Raw genomic sequence first — 16,980 nt, forward strand, 5'->3', positions numbered from 1 at the left:
GCATTAAAAGAAGTTAGTAAAGAAGTAAAAGAAACGCTAAAAAAAGAACACGGCGACAAATTAAAATCGTTGATTTTACCATTAGACGATTTTAATATTGACGAGCTGGAAGTATTGGCAATTATTCCAAAGCGTAGCGTTGTGGGGCAAACGATGAAATTCATGCAATCTGATCCAAAAAAAGGACAAGAAATTTTAGTTAAAAATTGTTTGCTAACAAGTAAAGAGGAAGTGGTAAACGATGACGGATTGTTTTATGCCGTTGCGGGTTTATTAATGGATTTAATTCCAATACGCCAGGGAAAGTTTGGGAAAGTTTAGAGCGATGTTCTAGGCTTAACGAAGAAGAAGCATTCGATTTATATTTTAAGGCGGATGCTTTGATTAGTCATTTTTTACATATCCCTTTTCCTGAAAAATTAACGGATGATGTTTGGGCTATAAAATGGGCACAAATAAACTGGTTATCAACTCAAGGTATTTTAACAATTAAAACAAATGAATAACGGAGAAGCCATTGTTATAAATTTAGCGGCTCGTTATGCAGCCGCTTTTGGAGCGGTTGCAATTAGCAAATTACTAAACAAAGCAATACTTATTAAAGAAGATAATAAGTATGATGTTGAATTTTATAACGATGCTTGTTCAGACGCCGAAAATATCACTTTTAAATATGCAGGCGAAGAATTGTTATTTGGCGAAATGCTTACTGGTAAAAACACCAATACATACGCACCGCCGTTAATGGTAAGTTTTTCTCGAGAGAAAAATTTAATTGAAACGGAAGCATCAGGAAGTGATAGCGTTGTTGTTGAACGTTGGGGCACAAAACCGTGGTCTATTGATATTCGAGGTATTTTAATAGATGTTGATAACCGTGAATATCCTTCATATAAAATAGATTTATTAGCTCGTTTTTTTGAGCATAATGATATTATTGAAGTTTATGGTGAACAGTTTTATGACAAAGATATTGATAGTATTTATTTAACCGCCGTTTCAATAACGCCAGTAGAAGGTTTTGCCGATACCGTGCAAATTAGTTTATCGGCTAAAAGCATAAAAGGAGTTAATTATACGCTATTAAATCCGATGTAAAATGAATTATCAGTATTATAATATTGCCGTAAAAATCACGATTAATGAAGCAATACAATTTGGCGTTGTAGAGTCTATTTATATAGAAAATACTATTGAAAAGTTTTCAGATACCGCTAAAATTACACTTCCTAGAGCGTTTAAAAATGCACAGGAAAATGGCGAAAATGTATCATTGGCACAAAAGAACTTGCTCGAAATCATAAAATCAGGCGATACTATTAAAATAGAAGCTGGATATAACGACGAGTTAAAAGTAGAATTTGAAGGTTATATTGATGAAATTGGTGCAGAAATTCCGTTGCTTTTAATCTGTGAAGATGAAATGTATCAACTGAAAAAGAAAGAAAAAATAAATAAAACTTTCGCTTCAGTAACCTTAGAAGATTTGTTAAAGTTTATCGCTCCAGCCTATGAAATTGAAGCTTTAAATATGCCTCTTGGTAAATTTATGATTGAAAATGCAACGCCTTATAAAGTTATTGAAGAACTCAAGCAACAATATGGGATTCGATGTTATTTTAAGAATAAAGTTTTAACCGCAGGGCTTACCGTTGATTTTAAACCCGCAGTATCGCATGATTTTGTTTTTGGTAAAAATATCCGAAATTCTAACAGTTTAAAATATGAAACGAAAGAGCAACGGAAACGATTTTATAAAGCGATTAGTCATCAAACAGGAACTTCTAAAAAGATAACCTATGAATATGGCGATACAAGTGGCGATCATAGAACATTGCATTTGCCTTTAAATTTATCAGAAAATGAAGTAAAAGAATGGGTGCATAAAATACACGACGCTCATGTTTATACAGGTTACGGTGGTGCATTAGATAGTTGGGCAATTCCTTTTACAAATGCTGGAGATAGCATGAAATTAACAGACCCAAACTATCCAGACAAACATCGAGATATGACTCTTTTTGTGGAGAGTGTTATTGTAAATATTAATAAATCTGACGGATACAAACGAACAAATAAGGTATCCTTTAAAATCAAATAAAATGATGTTTAAATATTGTTTAAGTATGCTTTTAATAGTTTGTTTAATAAGTTGTAAAACGATTAATCCACCTATTGAAAACACAAGTATTGAATCTAAAAAAAATATAAAAGAAATATTGAGAGATACTATTTTTTCAACCAAAAAAGATAGCTCTTTTTATTTCGCTTACATTAAATGTATTAATAATAATCCGATACTTGTTTCTCAAGAAGAAAATAAAAAAAGCAATTTTTATTATAATTCAGCAATTCCAAAGGAAATATCAGGAGAAATTTTAAAGCCTCCAAGGGTACATTTAGAAAATAATATTTTAAGTGTGAGTTGCAAAGCTAAAGCCCAGAAGCTATTTGTAAAATGGAAAGAACAACATATTCAAGAGCAAATAAGCAAAATTAAAACAATAACACTGCCCGCTAAAATTATTGAAAAACAATTGAGCTGGTGGCAAAAACTTTGGATTTCTGCGGGTAAAATTTCAATAGTAATTATAAGCGTTTGGCTTTTAACAAAAATATCATGGAGGAGTTTGTTCGGGCTATTAATTCGGTTTCTAAAAAGGCTTTAAAAACAAGTATCGGCAAAGTAACTGAAATTACAGAAACTACTTGCACCGTTGAAAGAGAACATTTATCTGAATTATTAGACGTGCGTTTAAATGCCGTTGTTGGCGATTTTGAAAGTTCTTTTATTGTATATCCAAAAATAAACTCGGAGGTTTTAGTTGTTGAAATTGAAAATAATCCGCAAGAAACAGCCATTATAAAATACACCGAAATTGACCGTGTTACTATTCAAATTGATGAATTTGAAGTTGATTGTAATAAACAAGGTTTATCCGTTGGTAATAAAGGAGAATCCTTTAAAACAATTGTCAATGATTTAATTGATGAGCTAAATAAAATTTTAGTTATCCAAGGAAATACAATTAATGTTCCTGCGATGAATGCCATAAAAAAACGTTTTAATAAAGTACTTAAATAATGCCTAGCACTCAAAAGCAATTAGCCGATAAATTATTTGAAATCCGTGAAGAATATTCGAATAACCCAACGATAAAACCCGAAGTAGCACGCAAAGAAATGGCGCTTAAAGAAGCAAAAGCAATTAACGATTTTGTTATTGGTAGAACTACCACCGTTACTGGAGCTAGTGCCACAGGTGGACCGATAACAGGAACAGGTATAATTAAATAATAATTATGGATTTATTACTTGATGAAAATGGTGACTTAGCGATTGAAAACGGTGATTTTGTGATTGGAAAATCGGATCAACAAAACGTTGAAATTGTTTTACTTTCTAATAAAGGCGAGTTTAAAGAATTTCCTTTAGTTGGTTTTGGTGCGATTAATTATATAAAAACCAATGTTTCTGAAATTGAATTTAAACGAAATTTAAAGATGCAACTAGAATATGTTGGTTATAAAAATCCAACGATTGATTTAACTGGAGGTTTTGAAAACCTGAAAATTAAAATTTAATGGTAAGTTTTATACAAGAAAATATAGGCGAAATATTGGGTTACACTTTAGGAGCTGGAGGAGTTGGAATGGCAATTTTGGAACGAAGAAAAAACAAGGCTATTACAAAAGGTGTTGAGGCGGATGTTGAAAGCAAAGAAATTGATAACGGCTCTAAGGTTATTGATATGTATAAAGCAGCGCTAGATGATTTACCGATTCGATACGAAAAAAAATATCAAGAAACTTCTCAGTTATGGGAACGAAAGTTTCAAATGATGACCGAAGAAATGAGCCAACTAGAGTCTTCTTATAAACGAAAAAATAACTTGTTAGAAGATGAGATAAAGCTAAAAAACAAATTTATACTTTCTTTAAAAAGAGAGCTACGAGAAAAAGACACTGAAAACAAATTGTTAAAAAAGCAACTTAAAGATGCAAATAATAGCACTCAATAAACAATCTTTTTTAGATATCGCAATCTTAACAACAGGATTGGCGGTTAATGCCTCTTTAATTGCAAAAGCGAATCATAAAGCACCAAGCGAGGTTATTGAAACTGGAGATAAAATTATTATTCCTGAAAATGTTATTTATAATAAAGACCATTTAAACTATTATCAAGCAAAAAAAATACTTCCTGCAACGGCATTAACACAAACTAATATTGATGTAATTACAGGTTGTGAAGGCATCGGATGCTGGGCAATTGGAATTGATTTTAAAGTGAGCTAAAGCTCAGGAATAATTCAAAAAAGACTTAAAAAAGACCATGAAAGTACAAGGAATTAAAGCTAAAATGATAGCCATTAAGGAAAATGAAAGTTCCTTAAAAGACTTAAATAGTACTAGCAAAGTATCTATTTGGAATTTGTTTTTGTTTATCGTGGCTTTTTGTTTTCAAGATTTACGAAGCTATTTTGATGCCCACCGAAAGTACATCGATTATAGATTGGCACACGAAAAAGCAGGAACATTGCCATGGTACAGAATTATGGCATTGGCTTTTCAAAATGGTTTTGATTTAATTGCCGATACCGATAAATTTCAAAATGAAACAGCAACATCCGAAGAAATAGACGCTTCAAAAATTATAAAATATGCCACCGCAAATGATGGTGAAGTACCAGGAACAATTGTTATAAAAGTCGCCACGGAAATAAACGGAAAACTTTCAAGAATTACGCCACAACAAGAAGAATCTTTAGAGCAATATTTTGAAGAAATTAAATTTGCTGGAGATGATATTACCGTTATAAATCATTTAGCGGATAAACTATTTTTAACCTTAAAAATTTATAGAGATGCCTTAGTTTTAGATGAAACTGGTATGTCAATTTTACACGGAAATAAGCCAATTGAGGAAGCTTTACAGCAGTTTATGAAAGAATTGCCTTTTGATGGCGAGTTAATATTGCAAACAATGGTCGATAAATTACAAGCAATTAAAGGCGTTAAAATCGCACATATTGTGGAGGTAAAAAGTAGCTCTTTAGACGCTTCAAAAGATACACACGGAACACCACAATTAATTGAAGTTAGCAAAATACCCGCAAGTGGTTATTTCGAAATTGAAACTTTTGAAAACATTAGTTATGTGGTATAATATTGATTTTTATAAATGGGCAATACTTTTATTACCCACCGATTTACGCAAACCAAAAATGATTGGTTTTATAAAAACGCTCGTATCTCCAGTAGCTAATTTACACGGCGAGTTTTTAAAAATGCGGGTTGCTGATAAATTTATTTTAAATCATAATGGGCAAAGATGTTATTTACGTAAAGCTTTAAATGATGTTTTTGATAAGGAATTACGCAGGATACAAATTGGCGATGGCAATCAATTTGAGCGACATTATATTTATACACGGGCGGAACAAAAACCTGTATTTCTTGGTAAACTTTTTATAAATGATAAAACTGATTATGCCGATACAGGAATTGATTTTATTGTTTACGTACCAGATAGCATTGTAAAATCAAGAAAAATAGCACTCGAAAAGTGGATTGAAATATTCAAAAAAGGAACAAAAAAATATAAAATAATTGCGATATGAATTATCTTGATTTTCAACAAAATGGCGGTTTTCCTTTGGAAACAAATACGCTTACAGAAATGCAAAAAGCATGGCAGATTTTTAATGCTTTTGGGTTTTTGGCAGGTGATAAAACAATTATCAGTGGATGTGAAGTTGTTGGAAACCAAATAACAAACGGTTTTATTTATTTAGAAGGCGAATTGTTAGAATTCCGTGGCGGTATAAAGCAAAATAGTGTTGTCATTATTCAAGAAGAAACAAAAGCAACTTTTGAAGATAAAACCGAAAAACCTGTTTATTTTACTCGCTATGCAACTTTTGGAGTTTCAGGAAATTCGATTCCTTGGAGTGATTTTAAGCATATTGATAACTTAATAGTTTTATCAAATCAAGTAAAAAAACTAGAAAAAGAATTAGCAGAAATTAAACCAATTTTCAAAGAAATAAAATACGTTGGTACAAGTGTAACTCAAGCAGAATTGCAAAGAGGTTGGTTTATCGCTAACGGACAAAACGGAACTGATAATATTTTAGGGCGTATGCTCGTTGGGTACGATGCTAATCAAACAGAATTTAATAGCATCGGTAAAAAAGGCGGTGAAAAAACACATCAACTAACAACTTCTGAACTGCCAAGTCATCAACATGAAGGGCGAACACGTTCTGCTGGTAGTCATAATCATGATGTAATGGACGGTTCTGGAGGAGGTAAAACGGGCTCAATTTTAGGTAATTCTAATGGGCAATCGAATTTTTCAGGACAAGATTGGAAACGTGAATTTGTTAGCGGTAATGGTTTAATAAAAGATTCAGGAAGTCATATTCATCATTTTACAACAGATTCTGAAGGAAACAATAAACCTCATAACAATTTACCGCCATACATTGTGGCGTTACCAATTCAATTTATAGGATAATGAAACATCAAGAGAACGTAAAAAAATGGTTTGAAACACACGACAAACCTTCTGAACAACAATTTTATAACTTCTTTAAATGGATTCGTTGGATTGATGAAAATATTAGTGTCCAAGATATTGAGGGTTTAAATAAATTGTTAATAGCCAAGGCGGATAAACAAGCGTTTAATACGCATTTACAAGATGAAATATTGCATCCTTCGGAAAATGACCGTGAAAATTGGAACGGTAAATTGGATAAAACAGGAACTTCCGTAAACTCGTTAAAACTTGGCGATAAACCACCAAGTTATTACGTAGCTAAACAAGATGTTTACAATAAACAGGAATCTGACAACGCTCTTTTACTAGCAATGAATGAAGTTGTTCAAATGTTATTGAATAATCCAGATACGGAAATTAATTCTATTCAGGAATTATTAGCTGAAATGAATACTGCCGATAATGCTTTAATTACTTCAATAGCAAATAAAGTGAGCTATGTTGTTTTTCAAAATTTATCCGAAGAACAACAAAAAATTGCCCAAAAGAATATTGGTCTGCTTAATCATAATCACGATGATAAATATCAATTAAAAGACGAGGTAAATGGTGCGTTTATTAGTAGTCAGAAATTGATAAATAGAGAAACAGGAGACGGGATATTTCCTAGAGGAAAAGGTGTTGGAATTTCATTAATTTCAAACACAAAAGGTTCAACTGGTTTTCCTGAGGAATACGGAGCATCTGTTCATTTTTTCTTCGGAAATACATCAGACATTACTACATCCGAAAGGCGTGCGTTTACTTTTTGGAAAAACCACTTTAATAATGAATTGCATTACCAGTCGTATGCTCCAAATGGTACTTCAAACGGTTTTGAAAAGATATTCACAAAAGAGAGCTTAAAAAAAACTGATGTAGATGTTTTAGAAATAAACGCAAAGACTTTAGAAGGTAAAAATGCTTCTGACTTCATAAGTAGACTAACTACTTTTAATAAAAATAATGCAACAGCCTCGTTTACGTATGGAAAGACAGGGATACAAATGATTTCAAACACTGGCGGAAGTAGTGGGTTTCCTTATCAGTGGGGATCGTCCGTTCATTTTGGGTTTGGTAGTTCAAAAGAAAGGGCATTTACTTTTTGGAAAAAATCACACGGAGAAGGTTTGTATATTCAATCGTATTCAAAAGAAGGTGTCTCTTTAGGCTTCAAAAAGATTGCTTTACTTGAAAACGTACAACCAAAACAAACCGTTGCACCACTATCATCAGTAACAAGCTACACGGCAAAAGCTTCGGATATTGGCGATATAGTACCGTTAGATAATGCAAATACTGAAATTATTCTAAACACCGCTTCATTTCCACGAATTGGCGACAAAGCGCAGTATTTCTACAAAGGAACAGGAACGTGCAAAGTAGCTACATCAGGAAGCGCAAATGAATTAAAAAATATCAATGATACACTCGAATTTGATGGGCAAAATTCAATGGTAGAAATAACCAAAACAGGCGCAAATGAGTATTTCGTTTGCGGGCAATTAATTAGAGCGTAATTATGGGAATGAGTAGTTCAAGGAGGTATGGGGGGCAAGAAATTACTATGGTTACTACGAGTAATGCGAGTGATTGGAAGGTTTATTTTGCTGAAAGTTTTTATCCTAGTGGAAGTCAGAGACTTATTAAATGGTATGCTTTAGGTAATGTTTATTATCACGGAGTTGGAGATGGAGAGGGTACACCTGTAATTGATTTTAGTGGGAATACAGGGAGTGAAACTGTTACGATTAAATCTAGTAGGGGTTTGACTCGTATACTTTCCAGCGATATGCAATTAACAAAACTAGATGTATCAAAAAATGTTAATTTACGTGTTTTATCCTGCGGTAGTAACCAACTTACGACACTAGATGTAACTAAAAATATTAGGATAACTTATATACATTGCACCTTTACCCAATTACCAGAATTAGATGTAAGTAAAAATATAGCGTTGAATAGGTTCTATTGCTACAGCAACCCAAACCTAACAATAATTTACGTAAATCAAACACAATTAGATAAATTAAACGGCGTAATACCGAGTGATTTGGATTGGAAAAAAGACCTAACAGCAACCTACGTCCTAAAACAGTAATAAAATCATCAAAAGAAAAAGAAACAAAATGGGGATATAAAAAGTCCCCCAACAAAATAAATACTTTCCTACAGTAATTTAATTTAGCATCAAAGCCCAGTTGGAGGACATAAGTCTTCTAATTGGGCTTTGCTTGTTTAAAATAATACTGTAGGAGACACAAAAGTAAGAATATTAATTAAAGTAAGTGTTATATATGATTAAAAATAAATTTAACTACAAGCCACAATTTGGAGTTATTCTACTTGTAGAATCAGAAATGGAACAAAAAGAGCTATTTAGCAAGATGAAAAAACTAGGATTAAAAATAAGATTAGTAAACGTATAATTATGAAAATAGAAGTAAATCACAAAACAAAAGATTTTGAAAGCTACAGAGCTTTAAGAGTAAAAAGTTTATTTAACGTTGATAAGGCGGACACATGGAAACACACCGCAGAAATACCAATTGATAATGATGATTGGCAAATTGGTCTTATTATTGGCGCAAGTGGAACAGGGAAAACCTCGCTTGGGAAATCATTTTTTAAGGAAAATAAGATTTACAATCCTTATGCCGATTGGGATAATAGTAAACCAATTATAGATTGTATTGCTCCAGACGGAAGTTTTGAAGAAGTAACCGCAGCATTAGCTAGTGTTGGTCTTGGAGATGTTCCGAGTTGGCTAAAACCATTTAACGTACTTTCTAACGGGCAACAATTTAGAGCAGGAATGGCAAGGTTAATTATTGATGCTCCAGATGAAGTTGTTGTAGATGAATTTACAAGCGTTGTAGATAGGCAAATAGCTAAGATTGGCGCATTAGCTTTTGCTAAAGGTTGGAGGCGTAATAAAGGGAAAAAAATAGTTTTATTAAGCCCACATTATGATATAATTGAATGGCTACAACCTGACTGGGTTTATAACACAACAACGCAAGAGCTTAAAAAAAAAAATCTATTTCCGAACGACCAAAAATCAAACTTGATATTTTCAAGACAAACGGAACTTACTGGAAGTATTTTAAAGARCATTATTATTTAGACTTAAAACACCCACCATGTGCGGAGTATTTTGTTGGAACAGTAAACGGCGAGCTTGTTTGTCATGTGGCTGTGATGCCTTTATTTACGGCAAATGCTTATAGGGCATCAAGGCTTGTTGTAATGCCCGAGTGGCAAGGTGCAGGAGTTGGAACTGCCTTTTTAAACCAAATAATGCAATACCATTTAGATGGCTATGGGCGTAGAAATAAAAATTTTCATACATTTTTTCACACGAGCCATCCGCAACTTGCAAATTATTTGCGTTCTTCTGCTAAATGGCAACAAACTAGTGCTAAGCTTTATGGTGCTAATAAAAAACGCTCTATTGAGAGCATAGCAAAAACAGCTAAAAAAGGTGCATTTAAAGGTGGTGGCTATGGTGGTCATTTTAGAGCAATTCAAGGATTTAAATTTTTAGGAAATGGAGAAACGTTTTAACGTATTTATAAGCGGTCAAAAGTATTTTGCTGAAATGATTTTAAGCATATGCTTAAAAAAAGGATTTAATGTTGTGGGTGTTTGTTGCCCTTTAGACGATAAGTATATAAAGCCCTTAGCGGCTAAAAATGAAATCCCGATAATTCCTGCGGGAATGCTAAATGGAGATACTTTTCCTAAAGGTGTGGACTTAGGGATTACCGCCCATTCATTTGACTATGTGGGTAAAAGAACTCGTTACAAGGCTAAATTAGGCTGGATAGGTTATCATCCAAGTTTATTACCATTACATAGAGGTAAAAGTGCCGTACAGTGGGCAATTAAGATGCGGGAGTCTGTTACTGGAGGAACAGTATTTTGGTTAAATTCTGGAATTGATAGAGGCGATATTGCTTACCAAGATTTTACAATATTACACCCTAAATATTTTAGCTTAAAATTAAAAGTAGCTTCCAGTAGATTATGGAGAGATAAACTGCAACCAATGGGCTTAAATCTTATGAGTAAAGCTTTGGATGATATATCTAACGGAATTATAATAAAGAATGCTCAGGATGAAAGTTTATCGACTTTTGAGCCATCTATGGTAGTAGCTGATATTTATAAACCTGATTTATTAATGATTGAGTAGTGTAATTAACATTTTTAAATAGTGATTAAAAGGTGCTTAATCACTATTTAAAGGTGTATTAAATTGGTGAAAAAATGTACTTTTTGTTTTATTTTTTGGTACTTTTCGTTTTGCTGATTATAAAATGTCTTAGTTTTTTTTCTGAAAAATAAATATTGTATCTTACTTAAAATAGAGAACTCTTTTATCTTATGAAAAAAATTCTTGTTTTTTTCTTACTACTTACTGCCTTTTTTGTTTGCTCTCAAGAGCAAAAAGATTCTATTTCTTTTTATTTAAACAATGCAAAAGGAATAAGGAAGTTATCATACCTTAAAAAAGCAGTGATACTTTCAAATGATTTAAAGAAAGATTCCCTTTTAAAGAAAACAAGCATAGCCTATGGTAAACAAAGTTATTTTAGTAAAGACACCTTAGGTTTAACATTCTCAAAAAATAAATTACTAAAACACTATGGTATAAAAAAAGACTCTTTCTCTTTGGCAAAAGCATATCATTTTGCCGCTTTAAACCATAAAATAAAAAATAATTTAGATAGTACTTTTTACTATTATCATAAATCAAAAAATATATCTGTCGCTTTAAAAGATTCTGCCGAAATAGGCAGAAGGCTTTTGTCTATGGCAATTATTCAGGTAAAAGAACTCGACTTTTTAGGCTGTGAAATAACAACGGTTGAAGGTTTAAAATATGTAGAACCTTTGAAGAAATATCGCGTTTTAATTTCGTTATATCAAACCTTAGGAAATGCCTTAGCGAGTTTAAAAAGACCAAAAGAAGCCCGAGCCTATTATCATAAAGCACAGAATATCGCGAAGTACAATAAGATAAAACGCAAAAGAGAAAAAAATTACTTAAACCTTTTGAATAATATAGGGATGACTTATAAAGATCAAGGTAATTATGAAAAAGCAATTTCTTTATTTCAAGAAGGTTTAGATACAGATAGTTTAGAAATAAAATATCCTAAAAATTATCAATCTTTTTTAGGTAACTTATCTTCAATTTATTTTCTACAAGGCGATACAAAAAAAGCAATAAAAGGTTATAAAATAGTTTTAGAAGGTCGAAAAAAACTTAAAAACTCATACGCAGAAAGTTTTTCTCATGCTTTTTTAACAGAAGCATATATCAAAAACAAAAACTATATACTAGCAGAAAAACATGCAAATATTGGTTTAAAATTAGCTAGAAAAACAAGAAATAATAAAATCGTCTTAGAATGTTTAAAACTTTTATCAGACCTTAATAAAGGACAAGAAGCTAAAAAATATTTAGAAGAATATATACAACTTAACGACAGTTTATTTGAAAAAGAACGTCGATTAAAAAATCAGTTTGCTAAAATTAGGTATGAAACTGATAAAAAAGAAAAAGAAAATACGGTTTTAAAAACAGAAAATAAAAGCAAACAACTAGAAATAGTATATCATAAACAACAACGAACTATTGGTCGATTAGTTGCGGCGACTGGTTTATTATTATTTATGAGCAGTGTTTTATTTTATTTTTATAGAAAAAGAAAACTATTATATCAAGCGCAATTAGAAAGAATAACCGCTAGAGAAGATGAACGACAACAAATTGCAAAATCATTACACGACGAAGTTGCAGGAGATTTACGTTTATTACATCAAAAATTAAAGAAATCAAACTTATTGGATGAAGCTCAAAAGTTAGATGACGTAAAAGAAAATGTACGTAATTTATCACATCAATTAAGTAGTGTTAGTTTTGGTAAAGTGTCCTTTAAAGACCAAGTAATTAATTTAGTAAGTGATTATTTTGAACTCAATTTTAGAATAACCGTTACAGGTTTACAAGAAAATAACTGGGAAGCACTAAATGATGCTATTAACAGATTGTTGTATTTAAGTATCCGTGAAACAATACAGAATTGTAAAAAACATGCAAAAGCGAGTAAAGTAATAATAACTTTTGTGATGCATAAGAATCATGTATTTTTGCAAATGGAAGATAATGGTATTGGTTTTGATGCCAAGATCAACAAAAAAGGAATTGGTTTACAAAATCTACAAGAACGTATTGAAGAGTTAAACGGAACTCTAGATATAAAAAGTGAGGTAGGCGTTGGAACCTTAACGACTATTCAAATCCCCCTAAATGCTTGGACCAATAAAAATACTCTTAGTTGATGATCATCAATTAATACTCGAAGGCATACTTTCCTGCCTAAAAAATATTAATAATTTAGTTATAGAAACCACTAATTGTTGCGATGAAGCTTTTTCTAAAATAAAAACAGCAATTCATAACACGCCTTTTGATATTGTTTTTACTGATTTAAGTTTCGATGATACAGCAGGAAGTACGGCATTAGATGGTGGCGAAGCTTTGATAAAAGCTCTTCAAAAAGAAAATATTGATATTAAAACAGGTGTTATTACAGGGCATTCTGAAACCAATCGGGTTTTTAATGTTATCCATAATTTAAATCCTAGTGCGTATATTTTAAAAGGAAATTGTAATACAGATGAATTAACATTTGCTATTAAAAAAATAGTAAAAGGAGAGGTGTATTATACACATGAAATACATCAGAAATTATTAAAAAGAGCTTTAATTGAAATTCAAATGGATGAGGTTGCTATTCAAATTTTAAAAGAATTGCCAAAACATGCTAAAATTATAAATTTAGAAGGATTTATAAAAAAAACAGATGGATCTTTAGTTAAAATAAGATCAATAGAAGCCAAATTAGCAAAACTCCGAGGAGATTTACAAGCGCATAATAATACTGATTTAGTATTAAAAGCAAAAGAATTAGGTGTTTTAGATTAGAATATTGCGGTAATCTGCGTTTTTTATTGCGGTAAACCCCTTTTTAAGTAAAGAAAGTCCTTGTATATTTGTAAAAGAATTTAACATTTATTTGGGAAAATATTCTGAAAAAGAAAGAAAAAAAGATTAAAGAAAGAGAAAAGGATTAAAAAAACTATCAGATTTATTCTGATAGTTTTTTTAATCCTTTTATTTTAAAGGAATCCTATTTATAATTAAATTTAGTCAATCTTATCAAAACCACAATAAGGTACTAAGGCATCTGGAATTTTAATTCCGTCGGCTGTTTGATAGTTTTCTAAAATTCCTGCTAAAACTCTTGGCAAGGCTAAAGAACTTCCATTTAAAGTGTGTACAAATTGACTTTTTCCGTCTTTATTTTTAAAACGTAATTTTAAACGATTTGCTTGATATGTTTCAAAATTTGAAGCCGAACTAATTTCTAACCAACGTTCTTGCGCTGTAGAATACAACTCAAAATCGAAAGTTAATGCTGATGTAAAACCAGTATCGCCACCGCATAAACGTAAAATTCGATATGGTAATTTCAAATCACGTAAAATATCTTTAATATGTTCAACCATTTCGCTTAAAACATGGTACGAATTATCAGGATGTTCGATTCTAACAATTTCTACTTTATCAAACTGATGTAAACGATTTAATCCACGAACGTGTGCACCATAACTACCAGCTTCTCTACGGAAACAAGGCGTATAACCTGTATATTTAATCGGTAAATCGGTTTCTTTTAGTAAATCATTTCTGTGGATATTGGTAATCGGCACTTCTCCCGTTGGGATTAAATATAAATCATCAACAGTTGCATGATACATTTGCCCTTCTTTGTCTGGCAATTGTCCTGTGGCGATTCCTGAAGCTTCGTTCACTAAATGCGGAACTTGTACTTCTTTATAACCTGCAGCAGTATTTTTATCTAAAAAATAGTTGATTAAAGCACGTTGTAAACGAGCGCCTTTTCCTTTATAAACAGGAAAACCTGCACCGGTAATTTTTGTTCCTAATTCAAAATCGATGATATCATATTTTTTGGCTAATTCCCAGTGAGGTAAAGCGTTTTCACCTAAATCAGGAATAATTCCTTCACTAAAAATTTTCTCATTGTCTTCTTCACTTTTTCCAGCTTTTACTGATGCGTGCGGAATATTCGGAATTTGATATAATACTTCTTGTAATGAATTACTGGCGTTATTTAATGCTTCGGTTAATTGCTTAGATTCTTCTTTTAATTGCCCTGTTTTTTCTTTTAATAAGTTGGCTTTTTGAACTTCGCCTGTTTTAAAGAAACCACCAATTTCTTTGGATATTTTGTTTGATTCAGCTAATACATTATCTAAAGAAACCTGCGTAGCTCTACGTGTTTCATCAAAAGTTAATACTTGATTAATAATTGTTTCGGCATTGGCAAAATTACGTTTTGCTAAACCGTCTAAAACAACTTGTTTGTTGTCTCTAATAAACTGAACCTGTAACATCTTTTATCTTTTTTAAGAATTGCTAAGATATAAGAAGCCGTAGAATTAAACAACCTGTTTTTTAGTGATGTTTTTTGCTGATTTGTTCAAATTTGTTCGAGCATGATAAAAAAATCTAACATGGTTATATTGAAGTAATCGCATATTTTTTCGAGTGTGAGTATGGTTATATTGGTTCTTCCTTGTTCAATTCTAGCTAAATGAATACCTGTATCAATATAAAAATCATTAGAACTAATTCCATTTTTATCACGTAATATTTTAAGACAAAGCACCATTTTTTTTAGGATTATCTCTTCTTTGGAGAGTATCATTTTTTGACATAAAATTCTTAAAAACATCTTAAAATATAATGACAACTATGTCATTTGACTCTAGTACCAATGCTTTAAATTTGCTTTAAATATTTTTTTAAAGATTACTTAAGATTATCTAAGAGTTGCGTCTAAGAGTTATCTTGTTATTTTTTATATCGTGAAGGGTGTATATTAAAATTTAGCTCTTAACGCAACTTTTTATTTTAAATAAAATTATATTTTTCGATAGAAATTCTTTAAAAAAGAAGTGTAAATGGTCTTATTTCCCCCGAAATTACGCTTAAAAGTTATTTTTAATTTAGATGTTCAGGGAGGGCGTTCTTATTAACGTAGCTTTTGGCGTAATTTTTCAAGTTTATTTTTTCAGATATTCGAGGCTTGTATTTTTATCTTTTTCAAGTTGGATAACTAAATCATTTAGCGAATCGAATTTTTGTTCTTCTCTTAAAAAGTACAATAATTCGACGGTTATATTTTGATGATATAAATCGGTTTTAAAATCGAAGAAATGGATTTCAATAGTTTGATTTTTTCCATGAACGGTTGGTCTATTTCCGATGTTCATCATTCCAAAAACGGTATTATTTTGAATGATTGCGCTAACAACATACACGCCTTTTTTCGGAATTAATTTATAGGATTCAGGAATTTCGATATTTGCGGTAGGAAACCCGATTTTCCGACCTAATTGTTTTCCTTGAACTACCTTTCCTGATAAAGAAAATGGATATCCTAAATAATTATTGGCAGTTTTTAAGTGTCCATCGGCTAAGTTTTTTCTAATTTTGGTAGAACTAACGGAAACTTGGTCAATATCTTGTGCAGGAATTTCTTCGACTGTAAAGTCGTATAAATGCGAATATTCGGTTAATTGGGTAATATTTCCTTCTCTATTTTTACCAAAATGATGGTCATATCCGATAATTAATTTGGAAGTATTAAATTGTTTTACCAAGATATTCTGTACAAAATCGAGTGCTGTAAGTGTTGAAAATTCTTTGCTAAACGGGTGAATAATTAGATAATCGAGTCCTAATTTTTCAAGATGTTCGGCACGTTCATCAATGGTATTGATAAGTTTGATAGTAGCATCTTTTTGCAATACCATTCTTGGATGCGGAAAAAAAGTTAAAAGCACTGATTTTTTATCAAAATCTTTTGCTTCGGCAACCAATTCTCGAATTATTTTTTGATGTCCGATATGTACGCCATCAAAAGTTCCAATAGTTACAATTGTTTTTTGAGTTGGTTTAAAATCAAAAATGGAATGGATAATTTTCAAGATAATAAATTTGAGCAAAAATACGTTTTGTAAAAGAGCTTCGATACTGTTTATTTAACTTTTTTTATTTTTCTGATATTTTTTCTGTTGTCTTTTGAGTAGTTTTTACTTGTTGTCCTGTATTGATGACATATTTTTTATATTTTCCATCTTTATAGCGATAAAAAATAAATAAGGGCATCAATATAAATGCCATATATAACACGCCAAGTCCCATTATAATTGGTGCTTTTAGGTGTTCTGTATTTAAAAAATAGGCACCTGTAAGCATCCAAAGTAAAAAGATGATGAATAATATTTTTAGGATTGTTTTCATTAGTTTAATTTTAGTTTGATTTT

At 31.4% G+C, this 16,980-nt stretch carries 24 protein-coding genes; 20 read left to right on the top strand and 4 right to left on the bottom strand.

What is annotated here, in order from left to right; translation table 11 throughout:
• The 20 genes from L0U77_RS09630 to L0U77_RS09720 all read left to right on the top strand — a co-directional run.
• On the top strand, positions 1-321 hold a 321-nt coding region (locus L0U77_RS09630), incomplete at its 5' end, for a hypothetical protein (RefSeq protein ID WP_233901095.1).
• A gap of 59 nt (positions 322-380) precedes the next feature.
• Positions 381-506: a hypothetical protein gene (locus L0U77_RS11880; protein WP_256363414.1), complete on the top strand. Its 126-nt coding sequence runs from the start codon at positions 381-383 to the stop codon at positions 504-506.
• Positions 499-1,098 (top strand): DUF6046 domain-containing protein, encoded by a 600-nt coding sequence (locus L0U77_RS09635; protein ID WP_233901096.1) that lies wholly within the window; start codon positions 499-501, stop codon positions 1,096-1,098. The genes L0U77_RS11880 and L0U77_RS09635 overlap by 8 nt, the downstream gene beginning before the upstream one ends.
• A gap of 1 nt (position 1,099) precedes the next feature.
• On the top strand, positions 1,100-2,101 hold the full coding sequence (locus tag L0U77_RS09640; RefSeq protein WP_233901097.1) for a hypothetical protein: 1,002 nt from the start codon (positions 1,100-1,102) through the stop codon (positions 2,099-2,101).
• Position 2,102: 1 nt separating this feature from the next.
• Positions 2,103-2,669, top strand: coding sequence for a hypothetical protein (locus L0U77_RS09645; protein ID WP_233901098.1), 567 nt, complete (start codon positions 2,103-2,105; stop codon positions 2,667-2,669).
• Positions 2,621-3,085: a hypothetical protein gene (locus tag L0U77_RS09650; protein ID WP_172505903.1), complete on the top strand. Its 465-nt coding sequence runs from the start codon at positions 2,621-2,623 to the stop codon at positions 3,083-3,085. Before L0U77_RS09645 ends, L0U77_RS09650 begins: the two co-directional genes overlap by 49 nt.
• Positions 3,085-3,297, top strand: a complete 213-nt coding sequence (locus L0U77_RS09655; RefSeq protein WP_233901099.1) for a hypothetical protein — start codon at positions 3,085-3,087, stop codon at positions 3,295-3,297. The genes L0U77_RS09650 and L0U77_RS09655 overlap by 1 nt, the downstream gene beginning before the upstream one ends.
• A 5-nt stretch (positions 3,298-3,302) precedes the next feature.
• On the top strand, positions 3,303-3,584 hold the full coding sequence (locus L0U77_RS09660; RefSeq protein ID WP_058884452.1) for a hypothetical protein: 282 nt from the start codon (positions 3,303-3,305) through the stop codon (positions 3,582-3,584).
• Positions 3,584-4,021: a hypothetical protein gene (locus tag L0U77_RS09665; protein WP_233901100.1), complete on the top strand. Its 438-nt coding sequence runs from the start codon at positions 3,584-3,586 to the stop codon at positions 4,019-4,021. The genes L0U77_RS09660 and L0U77_RS09665 overlap by 1 nt, the downstream gene beginning before the upstream one ends.
• On the top strand, positions 3,999-4,298 hold the full coding sequence (locus L0U77_RS09670; RefSeq protein ID WP_233901101.1) for a hypothetical protein: 300 nt from the start codon (positions 3,999-4,001) through the stop codon (positions 4,296-4,298). The genes L0U77_RS09665 and L0U77_RS09670 overlap by 23 nt, the downstream gene beginning before the upstream one ends.
• A 37-nt stretch (positions 4,299-4,335) precedes the next feature.
• Positions 4,336-5,169 (top strand): nucleotidyltransferase, encoded by an 834-nt coding sequence (locus tag L0U77_RS09675; protein ID WP_233901102.1) that lies wholly within the window; start codon positions 4,336-4,338, stop codon positions 5,167-5,169.
• A complete protein-coding gene (locus tag L0U77_RS09680; protein WP_233901103.1) occupies positions 5,159-5,623 on the top strand; it encodes a hypothetical protein in 465 nt (154 codons plus the stop codon). Before L0U77_RS09675 ends, L0U77_RS09680 begins: the two co-directional genes overlap by 11 nt.
• Positions 5,620-6,522: a phage baseplate protein gene (locus L0U77_RS09685; protein ID WP_233901104.1), complete on the top strand. Its 903-nt coding sequence runs from the start codon at positions 5,620-5,622 to the stop codon at positions 6,520-6,522. Before L0U77_RS09680 ends, L0U77_RS09685 begins: the two co-directional genes overlap by 4 nt.
• Positions 6,522-8,066: a hypothetical protein gene (locus tag L0U77_RS09690; protein ID WP_233901105.1), complete on the top strand. Its 1,545-nt coding sequence runs from the start codon at positions 6,522-6,524 to the stop codon at positions 8,064-8,066. Before L0U77_RS09685 ends, L0U77_RS09690 begins: the two co-directional genes overlap by 1 nt.
• An 8-nt stretch (positions 8,067-8,074) precedes the next feature.
• Positions 8,075-8,647, top strand: coding sequence for a hypothetical protein (locus tag L0U77_RS09695; protein WP_233901136.1), 573 nt, complete (start codon positions 8,075-8,077; stop codon positions 8,645-8,647).
• Between the two features lie 330 nt (positions 8,648-8,977).
• Entirely contained in the window at positions 8,978-9,673 is a 696-nt protein-coding gene (locus L0U77_RS09700) for a hypothetical protein (protein ID WP_233901106.1), read from the top strand.
• Complete coding sequence (locus tag L0U77_RS09705) at positions 9,619-10,113, top strand: GNAT family N-acetyltransferase (RefSeq protein ID WP_233901135.1); 495 nt, start codon at positions 9,619-9,621, stop codon at positions 10,111-10,113. Before L0U77_RS09700 ends, L0U77_RS09705 begins: the two co-directional genes overlap by 55 nt.
• The gene (locus tag L0U77_RS09710; protein ID WP_193707940.1) at positions 10,097-10,744 is read left to right on the top strand and encodes a formyltransferase family protein; all 648 of its coding nucleotides are present in this window, start codon (positions 10,097-10,099) and stop codon (positions 10,742-10,744) included. The genes L0U77_RS09705 and L0U77_RS09710 overlap by 17 nt, the downstream gene beginning before the upstream one ends.
• Positions 10,745-10,935: 191 nt before the next feature.
• The gene (locus L0U77_RS09715) at positions 10,936-12,900 is read left to right on the top strand and encodes a tetratricopeptide repeat-containing sensor histidine kinase (protein WP_233901107.1); all 1,965 of its coding nucleotides are present in this window, start codon (positions 10,936-10,938) and stop codon (positions 12,898-12,900) included.
• Positions 12,869-13,546, top strand: a complete 678-nt coding sequence (locus L0U77_RS09720) for a response regulator transcription factor (RefSeq protein WP_233861726.1) — start codon at positions 12,869-12,871, stop codon at positions 13,544-13,546. The genes L0U77_RS09715 and L0U77_RS09720 overlap by 32 nt, the downstream gene beginning before the upstream one ends.
• Before the next feature lie 221 nt (positions 13,547-13,767).
• Here L0U77_RS09720 and serS read toward each other — a convergent pair whose 3' ends face one another.
• The 4 genes from serS to L0U77_RS09740 all read right to left on the bottom strand — a co-directional run bounded on the left by serS (position 13,768) and on the right by L0U77_RS09740 (position 16,957).
• Complete coding sequence (gene serS / locus L0U77_RS09725; protein ID WP_193700246.1) at positions 13,768-15,042, bottom strand: serine--tRNA ligase; 1,275 nt, start codon at positions 15,040-15,042, stop codon at positions 13,768-13,770.
• 86 nt (positions 15,043-15,128) lie between these two features.
• Positions 15,129-15,356 (bottom strand): helix-turn-helix domain-containing protein, encoded by a 228-nt coding sequence (locus tag L0U77_RS09730; RefSeq protein WP_159459605.1) that lies wholly within the window; start codon positions 15,354-15,356, stop codon positions 15,129-15,131.
• 358 nt (positions 15,357-15,714) lie between these two features.
• A complete protein-coding gene (locus tag L0U77_RS09735) occupies positions 15,715-16,641 on the bottom strand; it encodes a bifunctional riboflavin kinase/FAD synthetase (RefSeq protein ID WP_233897537.1) in 927 nt (308 codons plus the stop codon).
• 64 nt (positions 16,642-16,705) lie between these two features.
• Positions 16,706-16,957, bottom strand: a complete 252-nt coding sequence (locus tag L0U77_RS09740) for a hypothetical protein (protein ID WP_233901108.1) — start codon at positions 16,955-16,957, stop codon at positions 16,706-16,708.
• Positions 16,958-16,980 lie beyond the last annotated feature (23 nt).

It is taken from the genome of Tenacibaculum piscium, from assembly GCF_021390715.1.
Taxonomy (GTDB): Bacteria; Bacteroidota; Bacteroidia; order Flavobacteriales; family Flavobacteriaceae; genus Polaribacter; species Polaribacter piscius.

Coding starts and splice junctions, on each gene's coding strand:
- L0U77_RS09635 (WP_233901096.1), top strand. CDS start 499: ATGAATAACGGAGAAGCCATTGTTATAAATTTAGCGGCTCGTTATGCA.
- L0U77_RS09640 (WP_233901097.1), top strand. CDS start 1,100: ATGAATTATCAGTATTATAATATTGCCGTAAAAATCACGATTAATGAA.
- L0U77_RS09645 (WP_233901098.1), top strand. CDS start 2,103: ATGATGTTTAAATATTGTTTAAGTATGCTTTTAATAGTTTGTTTAATA.
- L0U77_RS09650 (WP_172505903.1), top strand. CDS start 2,621: ATGGAGGAGTTTGTTCGGGCTATTAATTCGGTTTCTAAAAAGGCTTTA.
- L0U77_RS09655 (WP_233901099.1), top strand. CDS start 3,085: ATGCCTAGCACTCAAAAGCAATTAGCCGATAAATTATTTGAAATCCGT.
- L0U77_RS09660 (WP_058884452.1), top strand. CDS start 3,303: ATGGATTTATTACTTGATGAAAATGGTGACTTAGCGATTGAAAACGGT.
- L0U77_RS09665 (WP_233901100.1), top strand. CDS start 3,584: ATGGTAAGTTTTATACAAGAAAATATAGGCGAAATATTGGGTTACACT.
- L0U77_RS09670 (WP_233901101.1), top strand. CDS start 3,999: ATGCAAATAATAGCACTCAATAAACAATCTTTTTTAGATATCGCAATC.
- L0U77_RS09675 (WP_233901102.1), top strand. CDS start 4,336: ATGAAAGTACAAGGAATTAAAGCTAAAATGATAGCCATTAAGGAAAAT.
- L0U77_RS09680 (WP_233901103.1), top strand. CDS start 5,159: ATGTGGTATAATATTGATTTTTATAAATGGGCAATACTTTTATTACCC.
- L0U77_RS09685 (WP_233901104.1), top strand. CDS start 5,620: ATGAATTATCTTGATTTTCAACAAAATGGCGGTTTTCCTTTGGAAACA.
- L0U77_RS09690 (WP_233901105.1), top strand. CDS start 6,522: ATGAAACATCAAGAGAACGTAAAAAAATGGTTTGAAACACACGACAAA.
- L0U77_RS09695 (WP_233901136.1), top strand. CDS start 8,075: ATGAGTAGTTCAAGGAGGTATGGGGGGCAAGAAATTACTATGGTTACT.
- L0U77_RS09710 (WP_193707940.1), top strand. CDS start 10,097: ATGGAGAAACGTTTTAACGTATTTATAAGCGGTCAAAAGTATTTTGCT.
- L0U77_RS09715 (WP_233901107.1), top strand. CDS start 10,936: ATGAAAAAAATTCTTGTTTTTTTCTTACTACTTACTGCCTTTTTTGTT.
- L0U77_RS09720 (WP_233861726.1), top strand. CDS start 12,869: ATGCTTGGACCAATAAAAATACTCTTAGTTGATGATCATCAATTAATA.
- serS (WP_193700246.1), bottom strand. CDS start 15,042: ATGTTACAGGTTCAGTTTATTAGAGACAACAAACAAGTTGTTTTAGAC.
- L0U77_RS09730 (WP_159459605.1), bottom strand. CDS start 15,356: ATGATACTCTCCAAAGAAGAGATAATCCTAAAAAAAATGGTGCTTTGT.
- L0U77_RS09740 (WP_233901108.1), bottom strand. CDS start 16,957: ATGAAAACAATCCTAAAAATATTATTCATCATCTTTTTACTTTGGATG.